Origin of the sequence: Methylobacterium hispanicum, assembly GCF_022179285.1 — a bacterium.
GTDB classification, from domain to species: Bacteria; Pseudomonadota; Alphaproteobacteria; order Rhizobiales; family Beijerinckiaceae; genus Methylobacterium; species Methylobacterium hispanicum.
Map to the genome: position 1 here is coordinate 277,634 of NZ_BPQO01000003.1, position 20,102 is coordinate 297,735.

Below are 20,102 nucleotides of genomic sequence, written 5' to 3' on the forward strand. Positions count from 1 at the left end.
CCTCGGCCGCCGGGCGGATCCGCGATGCGCGTCGCATCTTCGCCACAGGGGCGGGCTCTAAGCGGGCCCGCCCGCCAAGCCCCGGATCCGGCGCCCGCGCCGCGAGGAGACAGCCCCACGATGATCGGCCGCCGCACCAGTCCTGCCGCCGTGTCGCTTCTCGTCCTCGCGGCCTGGCTCGGCGCCGCCGCGCCGGCCGAGGCGCAGGTCGGCAACTTCCTCGACAGCCTGTTCGGCCGCAAGGAGCAGCCGGCGCCCGCCCCGGAGCCGCAGCCCGAGGCCGCCCCGGCCGCGCCCGCCCCCGCCCCGAAGAAGGCGGCGCCCAAGCCCCAGGCCGGCAAGGAGAAGGACGGGGCGAAGGAGGCCAAGGCCGCCTCCGAGAAGCCCGCCAACGAGAAGACCGGCAGCATCAAGGGCAGGCCCGCCGAGGCCAAGGCGGCGGCTCAATCCGAGAAGGTCGCGGCGGTGGGAGCCCCCACGGCGATCCCGTCCGCCCTCGAGCAGGCGGATCCCGCCACCGTGCTCGCCCAGGCCAACGCCTATTTCAACGGGCTCAACACGCTCACCGGCAGCTTCATGCAGATCTCGGCGGACGGGCGCCGGATCGGCGGCAAGCTCAGCCTCGTGAAGCCCGGGCGGCTGCGCTTCGACTACGACCAGCCCTCGCCGCTGGAGGTGGTGGCCGACGGCCAGTCGGTGGCCGTGCGCGACCGCAAGCTCGGCACGCAGGACCTCTACTTCATCGCCCAGACGCCGCTGAAATTCCTGCTGCGCGAGAAGATCGACCTCGCCCGCGACCTCACGGTGACCGAGGTGGTCAACGAGCCCGGCGGCATCCGCATCGCCCTGGAGGATCGGGCCACGCTCGGCGGCACCTCGAAGATCCAGCTCTACTTCGACGCCGAGATGAAGACGCTGTCGCAGTGGCGGATCACCGACCCGCAGGGCTACCTCACCACGGTGCAGCTCTCGAACCTGCAGCGGGGCAAGGCGGTCGACGGGTCGCTGTTCTTCATCAATTACGGCCGCGCCGAGGACAAGGCGATGGCCGAGCGCATCAAGCAGTCGCAGAACCCCTGAGGGGGCGGGCAGCGGGACTTCGGATCGCGCCGCCCTTTTCCCGGACGCCCGGAGCGTCAGCGGAGGGTGATCCGGGATCCAGCACACGAAGGTCGCGAAGCGTCCGGATCTGCATCGGTCCATGAAGATCGAGCCGCTTCGCGGCACTTCTTTCGCTGGATCCCGGATCACCTACCACTTCGTTCCAGGCGTCCGGGAAAGGGGCAGCGTCGCGCCTCAGGCCGCCGCCGGGCGCCAGCGATCGAGCTCCCGGTCGATCGCCCGCTCCGTCCCCTCCATGAAGGCGGCCGCCGACAGGCCGGCGGCGAGCGGGGCGAGGTAGCTCACCACCACCGTGCCGGGCCGGCTGAGCGAGCCGCTCGGCCAGTACAGGCCGGAATTGACCGCCACCGGCAGCACCGGCAGGCCGAGCTTGCCGTAGAGCAGCTCCGCCCCGCGCTTGAACTGCACCGGCGCCCCGAAGGCGCTGCGCGTCCCCTCCGGGAAGATCAGCACCGAGCGGCCGGCGGCAACCGCCGCGCGGCTCTCCTCGATCATGGTGCGCAGCGCCTGGGTGCCGTTGGCGCGGTCGATGATGATCATCGGCGAGCGGCGCAGGAACCAGCCGACCACGGGAATCGCGACGAGTTCCCGCTTGGCGATGATCGCCACGTCCGGCACCAGGATCAGGAAGGCCAGGGTCTCCCAGGCCGACTGATGGTTGGCCACGATCAGGCAGGGCCCGTCCGGGATGCGCTCGCGCCCCTCCTCGACGTAGCCCAGCCCGACGATGCCCCGCAGCCCGAACAGGATGCCGCGCGCCCAGAGCCGGGTCGCCGCGCGGATCGGCCGGGCGGGCGCGCCGCTCACGGCGAAGGCCAGGAGGGGCACGAGGAACAGGGCGGTCCAGGCGGCCCAGTAGGCGTTGAAGCAGGCGGAGCGAAGCGAGGGCAAGGGCGTGTCGGGCTCGGGGACGGGCGGCCGTCCGGGGACGGCGGCGGAGCGCGCCCATACCGCCTTCCCCGGCCCGGTGCACGGCAATTCGCGCGGCTGCGACCCGGATGCACTGTCGGCCCGCGCCGGATCGGCTATCTGGGGCGGCCCCGTCCGACCGGCTCGGAAAGCCTCGCCCGTGCGCCTCACCGTCACCACCTGGAACATCAACTCGGTGCGCCTGCGCATCGATTCCGTGCTGCGCTTCCTGAAGGAGAACCGGCCCGACGTGCTCTGCCTGCAGGAGACGAAGTGCCCGAACGAGCTGTTCCCGCTGAAGGCCTTCGCGGGCAGCGGCTACGAGCACGTCGTGTTCTCGGGCCAGAAGGGCTACAACGGCGTCGCGATCCTCTCGCGCTTCCCCCTGCTCTCCCCCGAGATGATGGGTTTCTGCGAGCGCCCGGACGCGCGCCACATCTCGGCGGTGCTGGGGCGGGAGGCCGGGCCCGCCGCCGGGATCGTGCTGCACGATTTCTACGTGCCGGCGGGCGGCGACGTGCCGGACCGGGACGTGAACCCGAAATTCGCCCACAAGCTCGACTTCCTGGCGGAGCTGCGCGCCTGGGGCGGGCGGCGCGTCGCCGGCCCGGCGATCCTCGTCGGCGACCTCAACGTGGCACCGCTCGAGCACGACGTCTGGTCGCACAAGCAGCTCCTCGACGTGGTGAGCCACACCCCCGCCGAGACCGAGGCGCTGGAGACCCTGCGGGGCGAGGCCGGCTGGATCGACGCGGCCCGCCACCTCACCCCGGAGCCCGAGAAGATCTACACGTGGTGGAGCTACCGCTCGCCGAACTGGGAGCTCGCCAACAAGGGCCGGCGCCTCGACCACGCCTGGGTCTCGCCGGATCTGGCCGGCACGGTGCGGGCCGTCACCGTCTCGCGCGAGACCCGCGGCTGGGAGCGCCCCTCCGACCACGTGCCGGTGACGCTGGCACTCGAGCTCTGAGGGGAACAGAGGCGCCGCCTCGCGCATTGGCCGGCATCACGAACCCTTGATGAGGCCCTCATGCGCAAGCTCCTGCTCGCCTTCCTGCTCCCCCGCGTCGTCTCCTGGCTGCGCCGCCGCTACGGCACGCCGAACCACCGCACCCGTCCGTACTAAGTTCCTCGTGATCTCCCTCCCCCCTCTGCGGGGGAGGGTGGCCCGGCCGTCAGGCCGGGGCGGGTGAGGGGAGCGACGTCGCCGGACAGCGCTCGGCATCGACGCTGCGCCTGGACCTGAAGCGTTGTCCCCTCTCCCGCCTCACTCTGTTCGGCACCCTCCCCCGCAGAGGGGGGAGGGAGAATTTCCGCGCTACACCGCCTGCCGCGCGGTCTCGGGCATCAGCAGCACCGCGACGAAGCTCATCGCGGCCGCGAGCGCGAGATAGGCCCCCACCCAGGCGATGCCGCCCATCGCCACGAGGCTCTGCGCCAGGTAGGGCGCCGCCGAGGCGCCGATGATGCCCGCGAGGTTGTAGGTCACGGAGGCGCCCGTGTAGCGCACCCGGGTCGGGAACAGCTCCGGCAGCAGCGCGCCCATCGGCCCGAAGATCCAGCCCATCGCGAAGAGGCCGAGGCAGAGGAAGCCGAGCACCAGCGGCCACGACCCCGAGCCCAGCATCGGCCCGAGCAGCAGGCCGAGGAACATCGTGAAGAGCGTGCCCGACATCACCACGGGGCGCCGCCCGAACCGGTCCGCCGCGAGCCCCGAGAGCGGGATCCCGAGCGCCATGAAGCAGACGGCGATGCACTCGAAGAGCAGGAAGGTCGGCCGCGTGTAGCCGAGCGTGGCCGTGCCGTAGCCGAGCGCGAACACGGTCGAGAGGTAGAACACCGCGTAGCAGGCCACCATCGCGAAGGTGCCGAGCAGGGTCGCCCGCGTGTGCTGCGTGACGACGGTGGCGAGCGGCACCTTCTCGGGCTCGGCGCGCGCCAGCGCGGCCTTGAAGGCGGGCGTCTCGGTGAGCGCGAGGCGCACGTAGAGGCCGACGCCGACCAGCACCGCCGAGGCCAGGAACGGCAGGCGCCAGCCCCAGCTCTGGAAGGCCTCGGGGCTCAGCCCGAAGCTCAGCGCCAGGAAGCAGGTGTTGGCCAGGATGAAGCCGACCGGCGCGCCGAGCTGGGGGAAGATGCCGTACCACGCGCGACGCCCCGGCGGCGCGTTCTCGACGGCGAGCAGCGCCGCCCCGCCCCACTCGCCGCCGAAGCCGAGCCCCTGGCCGAAGCGCAGGATGCAGAGCGCGGCCGGCGCCAGCCAGCCCGCGCTGGCGTAGGTCGGCAGGCAGCCGATCAGCACCGTCGAGACGCCCATGATCATCAGCGAGGCCACCAGCGTCGCCTTGCGGCCGATGCGGTCGCCGAAATGCCCGAACAGCGCCGCCCCGATCGGCCGGGCCAGGAAGGCGATGGCGAAGGTGGCGAAGGCCGCCAGCAGCTGCACGCCGGGCTCGCCGGGCGGGAAGAAGACCGGCCCGATCACCAGCGCGGCGGCGGTGGCGTAGATGTAGAAATCGTAGAACTCGATCGCCGTGCCGACGAAGCTCGCCGTGAGGATGCGGCGCGCGGAGGGCTGCGCGGTGGGGCTGGTCTGGAGCATGGGCGCGTATCTTGAGCGGCTTCGCTTGGGTCTCGGCTGTGAGCCCGCCCTAGTCCAGCGGGCGGCGTTTGCCCAGCGCTCGGGCCCTCTTTCGCCGGCCGGGACCGCGCGGCACGTCGGGTGCGGCGGAGCGTAGCAGGGTGGGACCGGACCCGGCCGGGACCGGCGCGCGCCTGCCGGATCTGCCCAAGCGGGTGGCGCGTCGTGCCCGGAGCGGCGCGGGCGACGGCCGGGAATGCCGCTTTTTCGAGCGTGCCCAATCGGACCGCAGGTGCCCCGGAGAGCCGTCCGTGCGCGCGCGCGCGAGCCGAGGCTCAATCCAGGGTTGGCACGGAACCTGCTCACGCTCCCGTGTCCGTCAACGGCGACGGCACCGCCCTCCGCCAGCAACGCCGCTGTCGCGATCCCTCCCGTCCCGCGCCTCAGGGTTGCGGCCGGCGGTGTGCATCGCTGCGCGGGTCGGCGGCCGGCACTCTCTTCCATCGGGGCAGGTTTCATGAAGATCGGCGAGTCGAAGACCCGGCGCAGCGTCCTCAAGGGCGCGGCCGCAGCCCTGTCGCTCACTGCCGCCGCGCGGCTGGCGCTGCCCGGCGGCGCCCACGCGCAAGCGGCGGGGCCGGAGGTGAAGGGAGCCAAGCTCGGCTTCATCGCGCTCACCGACGCGGCGCCGCTCTTCGTCGCCAAGGAGAAGGGCCTCTTCGCCAAGTACGGCGTGCCCGAGACTGAGGTGCTGAAGCAGGCGTCCTGGGGCACCACCCGCGACAACCTCGTGCTCGGCTCTGAGGGCAACGGCATCGACGGCGCCCACATCCTCACGCCGATGCCCTACCTGATCTCGGCCGGCCGCGTGACGCAGAACAACGTGCCGGTGCCGATGTACATCATGGCCCGGCTCAACCTGAACGGGCAGTGCATCTCGGTCGCCAAGGAGCACCTCGACGTCAAGGTCGGGCTCGACACCAAGCCGTTCAAGGCGGCGCTGGAGAAGAAGAAGGCCTCGGGCAAGTCGGTGAAGGCCGCCATGACCTTCCCGGGCGGCACGCACGACCTCTGGATCCGCTACTGGCTCGCCGCCGGCGGCATCGACCCCGACAAGGACATCGAGACCATCGTGGTTCCGCCGCCCCAGATGGTGGCGAACATGAAGGTCGGCACGATGGACTGCTTCTGCGTCTGCGAGCCGTGGAACGAGCAGCTCATTCACCAGGGCATCGGCTACACGGCGATCACCACGGGCGAGCTCTGGAAGGACCATCCCGAGAAGGCCTTCGCGCTGCGCGCCAGCTTCGTGGACAAGTACCCGAACGCCGCCAAGGCCCTGCTGATGGCGGTGATGGAAGCCCAGCAATGGTGCGAGAAGCCGGAGAACCGCGACGAACTCGCGGCGATCGTGGCCAAGCGCCAGTGGATCAACGTACCGGTGGCCGACGTCGTCGATCGCATGAAGGGCAAGTTCGACTACGGCACCGGCCGCGTCGTCGAGAACAGCCCCTTCACCATGAAGTTCTGGGAGGACCACGCCTCCTACCCGTACAAGTCGCACGACCTCTGGTTCCTCACCGAGGACATCCGCTGGGGCAAGTTCGATCCGTCGACCGACACGAAGGCGCTGATCGACAAGGTGAACCGCGAGGACCTCTGGCGCGAGGCCGCCAAGGCGCTCGGCGTCGCCTCCATCCCCACCTCCACCTCCCGCGGCACCGAGACGCTGTTCGACGGCAAGGTCTTCGACCCGGCCGACCCCGCCGCCTACCTCGCCAGCCTCGGCATCAAGAGGATCGCCTGATGGCCGCCACCTCCGCCACCCTGGGCACGGCCGCGCGCGACGCCGCGTCCGTGAAGTCCCGCCGCCTGCCCCGCGTCACGGGCCGGGATCTCCGGGCGCTCGGCGCCCGGGTGATCCCGCCGCTCGTGGTGCTGGCAGCCTTCCTGCTCTTCTGGGAGGTCGCCTGCTCGCGCCCGACCGCCGGCCTGCCCCCGCCCTCGCGGGTGCTCTCGGAGGCCTGGCCGATCATCTCGGACCCGTTCTTCGACAACGGCGGCACCGACAAGGGCCTGTTCTGGCACATCCTCGCCAGCCTCCAGCGCGTCGCGCTCGGCTTCGCCCTCGCGGTCGTGGCCGGCGTGATGCTGGGCACGCTGGTGGGCCAGTCCGAGTGGGCGATGCGCGGGCTCGATCCCGTGTTCCAGGTGCTGCGCACGATCCCGCCGCTCGCCTGGCTGCCGCTCTCGCTCGCCGCCTTCCGGGACGGCCAGCCGTCCGCGATCTTCGTGATCTTCATCACCTCGATCTGGCCGATCATCATCAACACCGCGGTTGGCATCCGCAACATCCCGCAGGACTACCGCAACGTCGCGGCCGTCATCCGGCTGAACCCGCTGGAGTTCTTCTGGAAGATCATGCTGCCCTCGGCCGCGCCCTACATCTTCACGGGCCTGCGCATCGGCGTCGGCCTGTCCTGGCTCGCGATCGTGGCGGCCGAGATGCTGATCGGCGGCGTCGGCATCGGCTTCTTCATCTGGGACGCCTGGAACTCGTCGCACATCTCCGAGATCATCGTCGCGCTCGTCTATGTCGGCGTGATCGGCTTCATCCTCGACCGATTGGTGGCGGCGGCGGGCAGCCTCGTCACCCGCGGCACCAGCGCGGCCTGAGGGAGGCCCGACACATGGCACAAGCCCATCTCGACCTCTCGCAGGTCGGCATCAGCTTCACCCGCGGCGGCAAGACCACGGAGGTCCTGCGCGACGTGAACCTCAAGCTCGACCGGGGCGAGTTCGTCTCGATCATCGGCCATTCGGGCTGCGGCAAGTCCACGGTGCTCAACATCGTGGCGGGCCTGCTCAAGGCCTCGACCGGCTGCGTGCTGCTCGACGGCAAGGAGGTCTCGGCGCCCGGCCCCGAGCGGGCGGTGGTGTTCCAGAACCACTCGCTCCTGCCCTGGCTGACGGTGCGCGAGAACGTGGCGCTCGCCGTCGACAAGGTGCTGGCCGGGAAGAAGTCGCGGGCCGAGCGCGCGGCCTGGGTCGAGCACAACCTCGCGCTGGTCAACATGGTGCACGCGGCCGAGAAGCGCCCGAACGAGATCTCGGGCGGCATGAAGCAGCGCGTCGGCATCGCCCGCGCGCTCGCCATGGAGCCGACCGTGCTGCTGATGGACGAGCCCTTCGGGGCGCTCGACGCCCTGACCCGAGCGCATCTCCAGGATCAGCTCATGGAGATCCAGCTGCGCCTCAGGAACACCGTGATCATGATCACCCACGACGTGGACGAGGCGGTGCTGCTCTCGGACCGCATCGTGATGATGACGAACGGGCCCTCCGCCACGATCGGCGAGATCCTGCCCGTGCCGCTCGCCCGGCCCCGTCGCCGGCTCGAGCTCGTCGAGGACCAGACCTACGTGCATTGCCGGGCGGAGGTGCTGGAATTCCTCTACGCCCGCCACGCGCGGCCGGCGCTGGCGGCGTGACCGCCCAAACCCTCCCCCCCGCAGAGGGGGGAGGGAGAATTACGCTCAATCCTTGAGGTCGGCCGGCACCTTGCCGCCGTTCTCCTCGAGCTTCTTGATGACCTGCTTGTGCAGCCAGACGTTCATCGTGGCCGAGTCGTCCTTGTCGCCGGTGTAGTGCAGCTCATCGGCGAGCTGCTTGCGGGCGGTGAGGCTCGAATCGAGGTCGAGCAGCTTCATCAGATCGACGATCGAGGTGCGCCAGTTCAGCTGCTGAGGGTTCTTGGCGGCCATGCCGTTGAGCACCTGCTCGACATCGACCGTCCCGCCGGCCGGGGCGCCGCCCGCCGGGGCCGAGGCGCCGCCGGAGCCGGTGCTGCCCGTGGTCGCCGTTGAGGTCGGGTTGCTCGACTCCGAGGGGGCGGCCTCCGCGCTGCCGCCGCCGAACGGGTGCAGGATCTTGCTGACGATCTTTCCGAGAAGGCTCATGGCGGAAACTCCTGTCGCGTCGGGATCGGATCTGTCGCGGGACGCCTCGTCCCGCAGCCGCCTGACAACGGGTCGCACCCCCGCGCGTTCCCACACGGCGGCGCCGTTCCGGCGCCGATTCCGTCGTAGGTTCAGCGCCCGCCCTGCAGCGCGAAGCCGAGCAGGCCGAGGCCGGCCAGCAGGCAGATGCCGCTCCAGCGCTCCAAGCTGGCCGCATGGTCTGGGCGGCGCAGGGACAGCGTGGCGAGACCGACGCCGCCGACGAGGCAGGCGAGACTGATCATGGTGAGCATACCGGGAAGACAATTCTGAATTGGCCTGACCGCGTAGAAGAAAGCCCTTCGCATCGATAGTGATGCCCGGGGGCGGAGACGAATTTTGTTGTGAAATCTCGATTTGTTGATCGTGCCGGTTGATCGCGGCCGCGTTTTCGGGCCTCAGCGGTTTGCAGCCGTCCCCGCCTGTGGCATGGGGCGCGCACCCGTCACGATCGGACCTCGCCCATGCGCTCGGCGCTCACCGCCCTGGCCACGCTCGCCGCGGCCGCCCTCTTCTCCGCTCAGGCCCTCGCGCAGAGTGCCGTCCCGGTGCGCATCGGCGTGATCCCGGTGATCGGGGCCGCGCCGGTCTTCGTGGCAGACCGCGAGGGCGGGCTGAAGCAGGCCGGGCTCACCCCCGCCTTCACCACCTTCGAGTCCGGGCCGAACATGATCCAGGCGCTGGCGTCGGGCACCATCGACGTCTACGTCGCGGGCATCGCGCCGCTGGCGGTCGCCCGCTCGAAGGGCATCGATGTGCGGGTGGTGGCCGCCACGGCCGTCGAGGAGATGGTGTTCGTGGCCGGTCCCAAGCTCGCGCCCTTCTTCGCCGCCGACAAGGCCGAGGCTCTGCGCCAGTTCAAGGCCAAGGAGGGGCGCCCCGCCCGCCTCGCCACGCAGCCGCCGGGCTCGGTGCCCAACACCACGCTCCAGCACTGGCTCTGGCAGGTCGCCAAGGCCGACAAGGCCGACGTGCAGGTCGTCGCCATGGGCATCGACGCGACCCAGCAGGCGCTGCTCGCCGGCGCGGTCGACGGCGCCTCGATCCGCGAGCCGGCGCTGACCATCGTCCAGGCCCGCAACCCGGCGATCAAGCTGATCGCCACGGGCGCCGAGATGTTCCCCGACCAGCCGGGCACCGTGGTGGCCGTCTCGGGCGCCTTCGCCGACAAGAACCCGGCCGCGGTGCAGGGGCTGGTGGACGCGCTCGTGAAGGCGACCGCGACCCTCAAGACCGATCCCGACCGCGCGGCGCCCGCCGTCGAGCAGGCGCTCGGCAAGGGCATCACGGACGTCGCCACCATCCGCCGGGCCATCACCTCCCCGGCCGCCAAGTTCACCGCCGACCCGCGCGTGATCGTGGAGGCCACCAAGGCGATGCAGGACTATCAGGTCAGCATCGGCACCCTCGACAAGGCCGTGCCGATCGACGGGCTGTTCGTGCCCTCCTACTACGAGAAGGCGGCGCAGCCGGCCCGATGAACCGCTTCCGCGCGACGCTGCTCGCCGCGGCGGGGCTGGCGGTCTTCCTCGGCATCTGGGAGGCCGCGCCCCGGCTCGGCCTGATCAACGCGGCCTTCCTGCCGCCGCCGAGCACCATTCCGGCCGCCTTCGGCCGGGAGATCGCGCTCGGGGTCTGGACGGAGGCCGTGCTGTCGAGCCTCAGCCACTACGTGGCGGGGCTGGTCTGCGGCGCGGGCGCCGGGATCGGCCTCGGGCTGGTGGCCGGCATGTCGCGCGGCTTCGAGGCGGCGACCGCCTGGGTGGTGCGTCTGCTGCGCCCGATCCCCGGCCTCGCCTGGGTGCCCTTCGCCATCATCTGGTTCGGCGTCGAGCCCTCGGCCGCGGTGTTCATCATCGCGGTCGGCGTGTTCTGGATCGTGTTCTTCGCCACCCAAGGCGCGGTGCGGGGCGTGGACCGTGACCTCGTCGAGGTGGCCCAGGCCTTCGGCTTCCGCGGGCCGTTCCAGCGCCTCGTCAAGATCCTGCTGCCGGCCGCCACCCCCGGCATCCTCGTCGGCCTGCGCACGGCGCTGGGCCAGGCCTGGATGGCGGTGGTGGCCGCCGAGATCTTCGGCGTGCCGGGCGTGGGCCAGCGCATGATGCAGGCCTCCTCGCTCCTCTCCACCGACATCGTCGTGGTCTACATGCTGACCATGGCGGCGCTCTACGGGCTGTTCGACACGGCCTTCGTCGCCCTCCAGGGCTGGCTCCTGCGCTGGCGGGCCTGAGATGCTGGACACCATCATCGACATCCGGGGCCTCAGCCTCGTCTACGGCACGGGCGAGCGCCGCAACGTCGTCCTCGACGCCCTCGACCTCGACGTGGTGCGCGGCGAGGTTCTGGTCATCGTGGGCGAGTCCGGCGTCGGCAAGTCGACCCTCCTGCGGGTGCTGATGGATCTGAGCCGCCCGAGCGGCGGCACGGTGGAGATCCACGCCCGGCCCGATTGCCGCACGCCGATGGCGATGGTGTTCCAGGACGCGCGCCTGCTGCCCTGGCGCCGGGTGATCGACAACGTCGCCTTCGGCCTCGAAGGCTCGGGCCTGTCGCGGGCGCAGCGCCGGGCGCGGGCGCACGCGATGCTGGGGCTGGTCGGCCTCGCCGATTTCGGGGATCGCTGGCCGCACCAGCTCTCCGGCGGCCAGCGCCAGCGCGTCGCGATCGCGCGGGCGCTCGCGGTCGAGCCCGACGTGCTGCTGATGGACGAGCCCTTCTCGGCGCTCGACAGCTTCACCCGCGAGGGGCTGCAGGACGAGTTGCAGCGCATCACCCAGGAGACGGGCAAGACGGTGCTGTTCGTCACCCACGACATCGACGAGGCCGTGACCATCGCCGACCGGGTCGTGGTGATCGCCGGTCCCCCGGGCCGCATCGCCGCGGAGGTCCGGATCGACCTCCCCCGCCCCCGCATCCGCCGCGACGCCGCGCTCCAGGAGATCGCCCGGCAATTGCGGGCGGAGCTGTCCCGGCGCTCGGCCGATCTGTAGGGGAAGGATCTGGAGAGCGGCGCGGCCTCAGAACGTGAAGCCCCGCATCCCCCATGTCACCACCCCGCCCACCAGCACGGCAGCTCCCAGGAAGCGCCGCCACGGGTTGACCCCGCGCACCACCTCGTCGAGCGCCCACCACGCGAGGCTGAGCGCGGCGCCCACCCGGACCAATCGGCCGGGCGTGCCCGCCGGATCGAGGGCGAACCCGACGGCGGTCAGGCCGATGAACAGCCAGAGCGGCAGGTTCGGCCATTGCCCGACCGTGATCCGGCCGTCGGTCCGGCTGCGGAAGGTCCAGTCCAGCGCCTGCCGGAGCGCGCCCATGCTCAGAGGCGCGCCCCGCCGTCGGCCCGACGGATCGGCGCGCAGAGCTCGGGGCTGATCTTGTCGAGGTGCTGGCAGGCGTTGTCGCGGTACCACGTCCGCAAGGCGGGCTGGTTCGGGGCGACGTACATGCCGACGAGCACGAAGCCCGCGCCGACGAGGATGACGAGAAGCAGCAGGTTGCGCATCGGGCGGTCTCCTGGGAAGCCGCGGGCGGGCGGCGCTCACCCAACGCGGCCGGCCCCGAACGGCTCCCGGAGGCCGCCGGGCCGTGCGGCCGCGCACGGTTAATGTTGCGTCCGACGGATCATAACGCATTCACGTTTCGTTAACGGCGAACTGTGGAAACCGTGCCGCAGATCTTAACAGGTCGTGAAACGACTCGCGCAAATGCACGGCCATGCGCGATCGTTAAGCATCGCCGAGAGAGCGCGGCCCAATTCGAGACACCAGAGCCAGTCATGAGCAGATTCGAAGACCTGACATTCCTCGTGACGATGACCCTCGTCGTGCTCTGCGGCAGCGGCCTCGACGCGCTGCTGCGCTGACGCGGGCCGGTCAGGCGCCGCGCAGGAAGGCGCGCGCCAGGGCGTGGGCCGCCGCGCTGGTTCCCGTCCGCGTGTCCCCGCGGCCCGTCAGGTGCGGGACCATCCGGGTCCGGTCCCGCCGGGGGCGTGCGCTCGGCACGAGGCGCGGGTCGGAGCCCGTGCGCAGCACCTTCCTCAGGGCGCGGACGCGGGCCGCCTCCTCGACGCGCAGGCGCCAGAGACCCAGCGCGAGGCCGGCAAGGCCCAGCCCCTCGAGACAGAGCGCGATCTCGTAACCCGGTGCCATCAGCGCGGTGCCATGCCCGTACCCGTTCCGGGGCCGGGTGTGTCGCCGCCATGGTTAGCGGGTCCTTAACGGCGCGTGCACTGCGGCGGGCGCCGGCGGTTCGCGGCTTACAGCCTCTCACGAAACGCCCTCTGCGCCGTCGTGCGCAGAGGGCGGGCTCCCGGTGACCGGGCGTTTCGTGAGGTGCTCTTACCGGGCGCGGTGGCTGCGGCGCTTCTTCATCGTGCGCTTGCGGGGCGCGGGCGCCGGGGCCATCGCCGGATCGGCGGCGCCCGGGGCCATGGCGGGTGCGCCGCCGGGGGCGCCCGAGCGGCGTTCCATGCCGCCGAGCGGGCCGCCGGCCTGCGAGCCGGAGGAATTGTAGGGCGAGCCGCCCTGCGCCAGGGCGGAGCCCGCCAGCAGGGTCAGCGAGGCGGCGAGCAGCAGCGTCGTCTTGGTCATCGGCTCAGACTCCGGGTACGGGACGTGCAGGATCGGGGAACGGGCTTCGCGCCCGGTCCCCCGGAGGAACCCTGTCCTCTCCGGCAAGTTCCGTTCGCGGCCCGCGCGGGCGAAATTGCGCCGCCCGGCGCCGCGGCCTATCTCGACCTGACCCCTCTGCCGACCTCTCGCGCGCCGGAGCCCCGTTGTCCCTCCCCTCGCCCGCCGCCGACGGCACCTACCTCCTCCTGGACGTGGCGGGCACGCCCTGCGCGCTGCCCCGCGCGGCCGCGGGCGAGATCCTGCCCCTGCCCGACCTGTTCCGGCCGCCGGCCTGCGGGGCGTGGCTCGCGGGCTTCCTCAATCTCGGCGGCGAGGCGGTGCCGGTGGTGGATCTCGCCCAGCTCCTCGGCCTGCGCGGCGAGACCCCGGAGCCCGCCCTGCACGCGCACGTCGTGCTCGGGTGCGGGCGGGACGTCGCCTACCTCGTCGACCGCGTCACCGACCTCGTCGCCGTGGCGGCGGACGCGTTCCGGCCGGTCGATCCGGCCCGGAGCCTGAACGGCTGCGTCGCCGCCGCGATCGCGCGGGGCGAGCGCCTCGTCCACGTCCTCGACCCGGCCCGGCTGCTCAGCGCCGAGGAGCGTATGCGGGTCGCGGCCGCCGCCCGCGCGGCGGCCGCGCGCCTCGCCGCCCTACCGGCGGCCTGAGGCCGCGGGACGGCATGCGGCGGCCCGCCGCCATCGATCCCCGGATCAGCCTCGCGGCCGATCCCGCCTATGCCGGCCTCAAGGCGCGCATCATCGCGCGCACGGGCCACCACTACTACGCCGACAAGGACGATCTGCTCTCCGACCGCCTGCGCCGCCGCTTCCGGGCGCTGGGCGTCGCCGATGCCGCCGCCTACGCGGCCCTCTTGGAGCGGTCGCCGGAGGAGTGGACGGCGCTGGAAGCCGAGATCACCATCGGAGAGACCTTCTTCTTCCGCTACGCCGAGCAGTTCGCCGCGCTCCGCGAGACAATCCTGCCGGACCTCCTCGCCGCCCGCGCGGCCGAGCGCTCCCTGCGGATCTGGAGCGCGGGCTGCTCGACCGGGGCCGAGCCCTACTCGCTGGCGATCCTGGTGCACGAGCTGCTGGGGCGGGCGCTGCCCGACTGGCAGGTCACGATCCTCGGCACCGACATCAGCGCGGCCGCACTCGCCACCGCGCGCGCCGCCGCGTACGGGCGCTGGGCCCTGCGCACCTCGCCGCCCGAGGAGCGGATGCGCTACTTCCGCGCCGTGCCGCCCCAGCCCGGCGCGGCGCGCGAGGGCGGCTACGCCCTGCGCGAGACCTACCGCCGGATGGTGCGCTTCGAGCGGCGCAACCTGCTCGAACTCGTCGGGGGCGGGGCACCCCCGCATCTCGACGGCTTCGACCTGATCCTCTGCCGCAACGTGCTGATCTACTTCGAGGCCGAGACCGTGGCGGCGCTGATGCGCGCCTTCGGGGCGCGCCTGCGCGACCGCGGCTGGCTGCTGATCGGCCATGCCGAGCCGAACCCCGCCTTCGCGGGCTGGCTCGACGCGGTGAGCCTGCCCGGCACCGTCGCCTATCGCCGGCCGGGCGAGGCGCCGCCCGCGGAGGCGCGGCCGCCCCGGGCAGCCCCTCCCGGACCCTGGCAGCCCCCGACCCTGCCGGAGCTGCCGCCGGCGCGGCGGGAGCCGATCCCCGAGCCGGTCTCCGGGCCGATCTCCGAACTGGGTTCCGAGCCGACCGCCCCGCCGGACGAGCCCGCCCCGCCGCCTGGACCCGCCGAGGCGCTCCCGCCCGAGGGCAAGGAGTCCGGGCCGGATCCCGCTCCGGACCCCGAGGCGGCGCTGGCCGAGATCCGGGCGCGCGCCGACGCGGGCGAGAGCGGCGCGGCCTGGCGCGCGCTGCGGGCGGCGCTCGCCGCGCGCCCGACCGACCCGACCTTGCGCTTCTACGAGGGGCTGATCGCGGCGAGCCTCGGCCGCGAGGCCGAGGCCGAGCGCGCCTTCCGGGCGGCGCTCTATCTCGATCCGGGCTTCGTCATGGCCCACCACCATCTCGGCCTGCTGCTCGCGGGCCTGGGGCGGACCGAGGCGGCGCGCCGGGCCCTCGACAACGCGCTGCGGCTGAGCCAAGCCCTGCCGCCGGAGACGGTGCTCCGCGAGGGTGACGGCGCGACCGCCGCCGAGATCGCGGCCGGCGCGCGCGCGGCGCGGGACGGCATCGGGCGATGAACGAGGGGGACCCGCGTGGCCCCGGGGCGGTGAGGGAGAGCGCCGGCACGATGCCGATCAGAACGGCGAACGAGACCGCGGAGCGGGCCCGTGCCCTGCGCGCCGCCCGCACCGAGGCCCTGGCCCGGCGGGGGCTCGGCCGGGCCGAGGCCGGCGCCCGCCGCGCCTACCTCGTCTGCGCCTGCGGCGCGGAGCGCTACGGCCTGCCGCTCGCGGAGGCGGCCGGCGTCCTGCCGATGCGCCCCTGCACGCCGGTGCCCGGCGCGGTGCCGGCGCTCCTCGGCCTCGCGGCGGTCTCGGGCCGCATCGTCAGCGTGCTCGACCTCGCCCGCGCGCTGGGCCGTCCCGGTCCGGGCGCCGCCCCCGGCGGCCACCTCGTCGCCCTGCGCACCGGGACGGTGCCCGTCGCCCTCGCGGTCGATCGCGTGATCGGCGTCGTCGAGATCGACGCGGAACCGGCCTCCGCCGGCCCCGAGGCCGACCCGTCGCATCCGCCCTCGGGCGGGATGGGCGCCGCCGCCGTTTCGGGCTATGCCCCCGCCGGGTCCGAGGGCGGCGACTTCGTCGTCCTCGACCTGCCGCGCCTCCTGCGGCGCGCCCTTCCCTGACGCCAGAGGCCGCCCGGCCCCGGAGCAAGCCGCCTTGACCTCGCTGTCGCTCTCGATCGGAAAACGGATCCTGCTCGGCTTCGTCGCCATCACGGTGGTGATCGTCGCCATGGGCCTCTACGCCATCGGCCAGATCGGCGCGGTGCGCGAGGCGACCGACGCGATCGTCGCCCGCGACCTCATGGTGGCGCGCCAGCTCGACGAACTGGCCAACAGGGCGCGCGACATGGGCCTCCAGCGCCGCAACGCGGTGATTGCCGTGCTCTCGCGCGAGACCGACGCGCAGGTGATCAACCGGGCGCTCGACGGCTGGCGCACCGCGGCGGGCGAGGCCGACGCGCTGCTGGCCGCCCTGATCCGCTCCTCGAACAGCTACGCGGAATCGGCCTTCACGCCCGCCCGGGCCGCGATCTGGAAGCGCCTCGCGCTCGGCGCCGCCGACACCGCCAGCCTGTTCCGCCAGCTGCGCACCGCCAGCGAGGCGCAGGTCGCCGCGATCACCGCCCGCGACGCCGCCGCGATCGAGGCGCGCAACCCCGACATCAACGGCATCCAGGAGAGCGTGCTGCGCGGCGTCGAGCAGAACCGCAACGTCCTCGACGAGGGCATCGCCGCGGGCCAGCGCACCGTGCAGGGCATCTACGAGGCGAGCCGCCTGTCGATCCTGGGCACGCTCGCCGCCTGCGCCCTGCTCAGCATCCTCGTGACCATCCTGATCAGCCGGGCCGTGGTCCGGCCGCTGGAGCGGGTGATGGGCTTCGTCGAGCGCGTCGGCTCGGGCGACCTCTCGGGCGAGCTGCCGGCCCAGGGCGGCGACGAGATCGCCCGCCTCAGCCGGACGCTCAACCAGATGGTGGGGGGGCTGGCCGAGCTCGCCCGCACCAACCGGGCCGCGACCGCCGACCTGAACGCGGCGGCCGCCGAGATCCGCGCCTCCGCGCAGGAGCAGGCGGCCTCCGTCGAGGAGCAGTTCGCCGCCGTGCAGGAGACCGCCGCGACGGTCGACGAGATCACCCATTCGGGCGCCCAGATCTCGAAGCGGGCCGGCGAGGTCATCGCCACCGCCCAGGCCACCGCCCAGACCTCCCGCCAAGGCCTGCGGGCGGTGGCCGACACCGCCAAGGCGATGGACGCGATCCGCGAGCAGGCGGAGGCGGTGGCCGGCAACATCGTCGCCCTGTCCGAGAAGACCCAGGTGATCGGCGACATCATCGAGACGGTCAACGACATCTCGGAGCGCACGCACCTGCTGGCGCTCAACGCCGCCATCGAGGCGGCGGCGGCGGGCGAAGGGGGGCGCAGCTTCGCGGTGGTGGCCGCCGAGATGAAGCAGCTCGCCGACCAGGCCAAGGCCGCCACCGTGCAGGTGCGCGGCATCCTCGGCGAGATCCAGCGGGGCATCAACACCTCGGTCATGCTCACCGAGGAGGCGGTCAAGCGCGCCGCCACCGGCAAGGCGCGCTCGGACACGACGCACCGCACGATCGAGGAGATCTCGGCGCGCGTCGAGGAGAACGTCCAGACCTTCCAGCAGATCGTGGCCTCCACCAACCAGCAGCAGCTCGGCATCGAGCAGGTGATGGGCGCGCTCCAGAACATCCGGCAGGCGAGCCAGCAGACGGCGGCCGGCACCCGCGAGGTCGAGGCGGCGTCTGCCAACCTCACGGAGCTGGCCCAGGCCCTGATGGCGCTCGCCGAGCGCTACCGGCACTAGGCCCGGGCTCCCGCCTTGGCCGACATCCGCCAACTCCTGCTCGCCGCCTTCGAGGTCGAGCACCGCGAGCACATCGAGGCGATCCGCGCCGCGCTCGGCGCCGTCGCCTCCGACCGGGCGCCGGACTGGAACGACATCTTCCGCCGGGCCCACAGCCTGAAGGGCGCCTCGCGCGCCGTCGACCTGCCGGCCGTCGAGGCGCTGGCGCACCGTCTGGAGACCCTGTTCGAGCGGGTCAGCACCGGCGCGCCCCTCGGGCGCGAGGCGGCCAACGCGACGCATCTCGCCCTCGACCGGATCGAGGCCTACGTCGCCGCCATCAAGGAGGCGCCGGACGCGGCCATGCCGGGCGACGCGCTGGTCGCGCTCGACCGGTGCCTCGACCCGACCCGGCCGGAGGCGCCCGCGGCGGCCGCCGAGACGCGAGCCGCACCCGCCGCGGCGCCGACCGAGACTCCCGCCCCGGTATCCCGGTCCTCCGCCGGGTCGTCCGCGGAATCCCCGGCCGAGCCCGCGCCGAAGCCCGCGGCTCCGGCCGAGCCGGCGCCGGAGACGGCCCAGACGATCCTGCGCGTGCCGGCCGAGACCGTGGCGGCCCTGTCCCGGGCGAGCCACGACCTCACCGGCGCGCTCGGCGGCGCCCCGGTGGCCGAGGGCCTCGCCCGCATCGCCCGCGCCTGCACCGACCTGCGCCGCCGGGTCGGAGGCTTGGCGGGGGTGGCACAGGCCGCCGACGAGGCCTCCGTCGAGACCGCCAGGGCGGAGCTGCGCGGCCTCGACACGGCGCTCGCGGCGCTGGCCCGCGAGGCCGGCGACCTCGCCCGCCGCCACGCCGCCGCCGCCGCGACCCTCGACGGGGCCGCCGCCCGGGTGCGCGCGGAGGCCGAGCGGCTCGCCCTCGTCCCGGCCGAGACCGTGCTCGGCCTCCTTGCCCGGACCCTGCGCGAGACCGCGCGCGAGCAGGGCCGCGACGTCGCGGTCACCTCCCGCGGCCTCGACGTGCCGGTCGATCGCGCCGTGCTGCAGAGCCTCAAGGACCCGGTCCTGCACGCCCTGCGCAATGCCCTGAGCCACGGTTGGGAGCCGCCGGAGGTCCGCGCCGCCGCGGGCAAGCCCGAGGCGCTGCAGATCGGCCTGGAGGTGGCGCTCCGGGGCGGCCGGCTCCTCGTGACGGTCTGGGACGACGGGCGGGGCCCGGACCTCGCGGCGATCGCCGCCCAGGGCCGCCGTCGCGGCCTCCTCGCTGACGGCGAGGCGCCGGAGCCCGACGCGCTCCTCGCCCTGGTCTTCGAGCCGGGCTTCTCGACGGCGGCCAGCGTCGACACCCTGGCGGGGCGCGGCTTCGGCCTCTCGGTCGTGGCGGATGCCGCCCGTGCCCTCCAGGGCGGCGTGCGCCTCGCGCCCCGCGCCCCGCACGGCAGCCAGCTCGTGCTGAGCCTGCCGCTCGCCGCCTCCCGGCGCAGCCTGCTCCTCGTCGAGGCGGCGGGCGCCACCTACGCCCTGCCGGGCGCGGGCGTGGCGCGCCTGCTGCGGGTCGAGCGCGCCGGCCTGCCCCACGCCATGGGGCGCCCCGTGCTGCGCGTGGCGGACGCGGAGGGCGAGGCGGAGGCGAGCCTGCCGGTGGCGGTGCTCTCCGACCTGCTCGGCCTGCCGGCGGCCGCGCCCGCCCAGACCCTCACCGCGGTGCTGCTGCGGGCGGGCGGCGCCCGCCTCGCCCTCGCGGTCGAGCGGCTGCACGACGTGCGCACGCTCCTCGTCCTGCCGGTGCCGCCGGTGGGCGCCGACCCCGACCTCGTCGCCGGCACCGCGATCCTGCCCGGCGACGTGCCGGTGCTGGTGCTGGACCCGGAGGGGCTGGCCGCCCGCGCGGACGGCGCCCCCGCCGGGCGGGATGGCGGATCCGCGACCGAAGGGGACAGCGCGGCCGTCGGAACCGGGCCGGAATCGCGACGTTCGATGGTGCGCGCGACGATTCTCGTCGTCGATGATTCCATCACCACCCGCACCCTGGAGAAAGGCATCTTGGAAGCGGCCGGCTACCGCGTGGTCGTCTGCGTGGACGGACAGGACGCCCTCGACCGGCTGCGCGCCGAGATCGAGCCGGTCGATCTCGTCCTCGCCGACGTGGAGATGCCCCGCCTCGACGGGTTCGGCCTGCTGCGGGCGCTCAGGGCGGACGAGCGCTTCCGCCGCCTGCCGGCCGTGCTGATGACCTCGCGCGGCGACCCCGAGGACGTCGCCCGCGGCCTCGAACTCGGCGCCGACGCCTACCTGACCAAGCAGGCGTTCGACCAGCGCGGGCTCCTCGACACGATCGGGCGCCTGCTGTGAGCGGGGCCGCCGGGGCGCCG

Annotated in this window: 21 protein-coding genes; 13 read left to right on the forward strand and 8 right to left on the reverse strand. The window is 73.3% G+C overall.

The window, feature by feature from the left end:
* The first annotated feature begins 120 nt into the window (after positions 1–120).
* Positions 121–1,080 carry an outer-membrane lipoprotein carrier protein LolA gene (locus MFF56_RS05335; RefSeq protein ID WP_238229613.1) on the forward strand — a complete coding sequence of 320 codons (960 nt, stop codon included), beginning with the start codon at positions 121–123 and terminating at the stop codon, positions 1,078–1,080.
* A 216-nt stretch (positions 1,081–1,296) separates the two neighbouring features.
* On the opposite strand, the gene MFF56_RS05340 is transcribed toward MFF56_RS05335, so the two are convergent.
* Positions 1,297–2,013, reverse strand: a complete 717-nt coding sequence (locus MFF56_RS05340) for a lysophospholipid acyltransferase family protein (protein ID WP_066920790.1) — start codon at positions 2,011–2,013, stop codon at positions 1,297–1,299.
* Between the two features lie 178 nt (positions 2,014–2,191).
* On the opposite strand from MFF56_RS05340, the gene xth reads away from it, so the two are divergent.
* A complete protein-coding gene (gene xth, locus MFF56_RS05345; RefSeq protein WP_066920793.1) occupies positions 2,192–3,001 on the forward strand; it encodes an exodeoxyribonuclease III in 810 nt (269 codons plus the stop codon).
* Between the two features lie 348 nt (positions 3,002–3,349).
* Here the strand turns inward: xth and MFF56_RS05350 are convergent, their stop codons facing one another.
* Positions 3,350–4,633 carry an MFS transporter gene (locus tag MFF56_RS05350; protein WP_066918998.1) on the reverse strand — a complete coding sequence of 428 codons (1,284 nt, stop codon included), beginning with the start codon at positions 4,631–4,633 and terminating at the stop codon, positions 3,350–3,352.
* Between the two features lie 496 nt (positions 4,634–5,129).
* On the opposite strand from MFF56_RS05350, the gene MFF56_RS05355 reads away from it, so the two are divergent.
* Genes MFF56_RS05355 through MFF56_RS05365 form a run of 3 tightly spaced genes read left to right on the forward strand, consistent with a single transcriptional unit; the run spans position 5,130 to position 8,103 of the window.
* Positions 5,130–6,419, forward strand: coding sequence for a CmpA/NrtA family ABC transporter substrate-binding protein (locus MFF56_RS05355; protein ID WP_066918996.1), 1,290 nt, complete (start codon positions 5,130–5,132; stop codon positions 6,417–6,419).
* Positions 6,419–7,288: a nitrate ABC transporter permease gene (ntrB, locus tag MFF56_RS05360; RefSeq protein ID WP_066918994.1), complete on the forward strand. Its 870-nt coding sequence runs from the start codon at positions 6,419–6,421 to the stop codon at positions 7,286–7,288. Before MFF56_RS05355 ends, ntrB begins: the two co-directional genes overlap by 1 nt.
* A gap of 14 nt (positions 7,289–7,302) precedes the next feature.
* Positions 7,303–8,103 (forward strand): ABC transporter ATP-binding protein, encoded by an 801-nt coding sequence (locus MFF56_RS05365; RefSeq protein WP_066918992.1) that lies wholly within the window; start codon positions 7,303–7,305, stop codon positions 8,101–8,103.
* A 45-nt stretch (positions 8,104–8,148) separates the two neighbouring features.
* Here the strand turns inward: MFF56_RS05365 and MFF56_RS05370 are convergent, their stop codons facing one another.
* Together MFF56_RS05370 and MFF56_RS05375 are read right to left on the reverse strand one after the other, a co-directional pair.
* The gene (locus tag MFF56_RS05370) at positions 8,149–8,571 is read right to left on the reverse strand and encodes a DUF3597 domain-containing protein (protein ID WP_066918990.1); all 423 of its coding nucleotides are present in this window, start codon (positions 8,569–8,571) and stop codon (positions 8,149–8,151) included.
* 131 nt (positions 8,572–8,702) lie between these two features.
* A complete protein-coding gene (locus MFF56_RS05375; RefSeq protein WP_197430438.1) occupies positions 8,703–8,864 on the reverse strand; it encodes a hypothetical protein in 162 nt (53 codons plus the stop codon).
* 210 nt (positions 8,865–9,074) lie between these two features.
* Here MFF56_RS05375 and MFF56_RS05380 point away from each other — a divergent pair, with 210 nt between their 5' ends.
* Genes MFF56_RS05380 through MFF56_RS05390 form a run of 3 tightly spaced genes read left to right on the forward strand, consistent with a single transcriptional unit; the run spans position 9,075 to position 11,600 of the window.
* Entirely contained in the window at positions 9,075–10,091 is a 1,017-nt protein-coding gene (locus tag MFF56_RS05380; protein WP_066918988.1) for an ABC transporter substrate-binding protein, read from the forward strand.
* Positions 10,088–10,840, forward strand: coding sequence for an ABC transporter permease (locus MFF56_RS05385; protein ID WP_066918986.1), 753 nt, complete (start codon positions 10,088–10,090; stop codon positions 10,838–10,840). Before MFF56_RS05380 ends, MFF56_RS05385 begins: the two co-directional genes overlap by 4 nt.
* A 1-nt stretch (position 10,841) precedes the next feature.
* The gene (locus MFF56_RS05390; RefSeq protein WP_066918984.1) at positions 10,842–11,600 is read left to right on the forward strand and encodes an ABC transporter ATP-binding protein; all 759 of its coding nucleotides are present in this window, start codon (positions 10,842–10,844) and stop codon (positions 11,598–11,600) included.
* Between the two features lie 27 nt (positions 11,601–11,627).
* Here MFF56_RS05390 and MFF56_RS05395 read toward each other — a convergent pair whose 3' ends face one another.
* From MFF56_RS05395 to MFF56_RS05410, 4 genes are all read right to left on the reverse strand, one after another.
* Positions 11,628–11,927 (reverse strand): hypothetical protein, encoded by a 300-nt coding sequence (locus MFF56_RS05395; protein ID WP_066918982.1) that lies wholly within the window; start codon positions 11,925–11,927, stop codon positions 11,628–11,630.
* 2 nt (positions 11,928–11,929) lie between these two features.
* Positions 11,930–12,115, reverse strand: a complete 186-nt coding sequence (locus tag MFF56_RS05400; protein ID WP_066918980.1) for a hypothetical protein — start codon at positions 12,113–12,115, stop codon at positions 11,930–11,932.
* A gap of 370 nt (positions 12,116–12,485) precedes the next feature.
* Positions 12,486–12,761 carry a hypothetical protein gene (locus MFF56_RS05405; protein ID WP_066918978.1) on the reverse strand — a complete coding sequence of 92 codons (276 nt, stop codon included), beginning with the start codon at positions 12,759–12,761 and terminating at the stop codon, positions 12,486–12,488.
* 189 nt (positions 12,762–12,950) lie between these two features.
* A complete protein-coding gene (locus MFF56_RS05410; protein WP_066918977.1) occupies positions 12,951–13,202 on the reverse strand; it encodes a hypothetical protein in 252 nt (83 codons plus the stop codon).
* Positions 13,203–13,387: 185 nt separating this feature from the next.
* On the opposite strand from MFF56_RS05410, the gene MFF56_RS05415 reads away from it, so the two are divergent.
* Genes MFF56_RS05415 through MFF56_RS05435 form a run of 5 tightly spaced genes read left to right on the forward strand, consistent with a single transcriptional unit; the run spans position 13,388 to position 20,082 of the window.
* Positions 13,388–13,891, forward strand: coding sequence for a chemotaxis protein CheW (locus MFF56_RS05415; protein ID WP_066918975.1), 504 nt, complete (start codon positions 13,388–13,390; stop codon positions 13,889–13,891).
* A gap of 14 nt (positions 13,892–13,905) precedes the next feature.
* Positions 13,906–15,429, forward strand: a complete 1,524-nt coding sequence (locus MFF56_RS05420) for a CheR family methyltransferase (RefSeq protein ID WP_238229614.1) — start codon at positions 13,906–13,908, stop codon at positions 15,427–15,429.
* A gap of 50 nt (positions 15,430–15,479) precedes the next feature.
* A complete protein-coding gene (locus MFF56_RS05425) occupies positions 15,480–16,037 on the forward strand; it encodes a chemotaxis protein CheW (RefSeq protein WP_238229615.1) in 558 nt (185 codons plus the stop codon).
* Positions 16,038–16,080: 43 nt separating this feature from the next.
* Positions 16,081–17,751: a methyl-accepting chemotaxis protein gene (locus MFF56_RS05430; protein WP_082772788.1), complete on the forward strand. Its 1,671-nt coding sequence runs from the start codon at positions 16,081–16,083 to the stop codon at positions 17,749–17,751.
* Positions 17,752–17,766: 15 nt separating this feature from the next.
* Positions 17,767–20,082 carry a hybrid sensor histidine kinase/response regulator gene (locus MFF56_RS05435; protein ID WP_066917981.1) on the forward strand — a complete coding sequence of 772 codons (2,316 nt, stop codon included), beginning with the start codon at positions 17,767–17,769 and terminating at the stop codon, positions 20,080–20,082.
* Positions 20,083–20,102: the final 20 nt, after the last annotated feature.

What these genes read in the sequence shown, in the direction of transcription:
- MFF56_RS05335 (WP_238229613.1), top strand. Translation starts at nt 121, where the DNA reads ATGATCGGCCGCCGCACCAGTCCTGCCGCCGTGTCGCTTCTCGTCCTC.
- MFF56_RS05350 (WP_066918998.1), bottom strand. Translation starts at nt 4,633, where the DNA reads ATGCTCCAGACCAGCCCCACCGCGCAGCCCTCCGCGCGCCGCATCCTC.
- MFF56_RS05355 (WP_066918996.1), top strand. Translation starts at nt 5,130, where the DNA reads ATGAAGATCGGCGAGTCGAAGACCCGGCGCAGCGTCCTCAAGGGCGCG.
- ntrB (WP_066918994.1), top strand. Translation starts at nt 6,419, where the DNA reads ATGGCCGCCACCTCCGCCACCCTGGGCACGGCCGCGCGCGACGCCGCG.
- MFF56_RS05365 (WP_066918992.1), top strand. Translation starts at nt 7,303, where the DNA reads ATGGCACAAGCCCATCTCGACCTCTCGCAGGTCGGCATCAGCTTCACC.
- MFF56_RS05370 (WP_066918990.1), bottom strand. Translation starts at nt 8,571, where the DNA reads ATGAGCCTTCTCGGAAAGATCGTCAGCAAGATCCTGCACCCGTTCGGC.
- MFF56_RS05375 (WP_197430438.1), bottom strand. Translation starts at nt 8,864, where the DNA reads ATGCTCACCATGATCAGTCTCGCCTGCCTCGTCGGCGGCGTCGGTCTC.
- MFF56_RS05380 (WP_066918988.1), top strand. Translation starts at nt 9,075, where the DNA reads ATGCGCTCGGCGCTCACCGCCCTGGCCACGCTCGCCGCGGCCGCCCTC.
- MFF56_RS05385 (WP_066918986.1), top strand. Translation starts at nt 10,088, where the DNA reads ATGAACCGCTTCCGCGCGACGCTGCTCGCCGCGGCGGGGCTGGCGGTC.
- MFF56_RS05390 (WP_066918984.1), top strand. Translation starts at nt 10,842, where the DNA reads ATGCTGGACACCATCATCGACATCCGGGGCCTCAGCCTCGTCTACGGC.
- MFF56_RS05395 (WP_066918982.1), bottom strand. Translation starts at nt 11,927, where the DNA reads ATGGGCGCGCTCCGGCAGGCGCTGGACTGGACCTTCCGCAGCCGGACC.
- MFF56_RS05400 (WP_066918980.1), bottom strand. Translation starts at nt 12,115, where the DNA reads ATGCGCAACCTGCTGCTTCTCGTCATCCTCGTCGGCGCGGGCTTCGTG.
- MFF56_RS05405 (WP_066918978.1), bottom strand. Translation starts at nt 12,761, where the DNA reads ATGGCACCGGGTTACGAGATCGCGCTCTGTCTCGAGGGGCTGGGCCTT.
- MFF56_RS05410 (WP_066918977.1), bottom strand. Translation starts at nt 13,202, where the DNA reads ATGACCAAGACGACGCTGCTGCTCGCCGCCTCGCTGACCCTGCTGGCG.
- MFF56_RS05420 (WP_238229614.1), top strand. Translation starts at nt 13,906, where the DNA reads ATGCGGCGGCCCGCCGCCATCGATCCCCGGATCAGCCTCGCGGCCGAT.
- MFF56_RS05425 (WP_238229615.1), top strand. Translation starts at nt 15,480, where the DNA reads ATGCCGATCAGAACGGCGAACGAGACCGCGGAGCGGGCCCGTGCCCTG.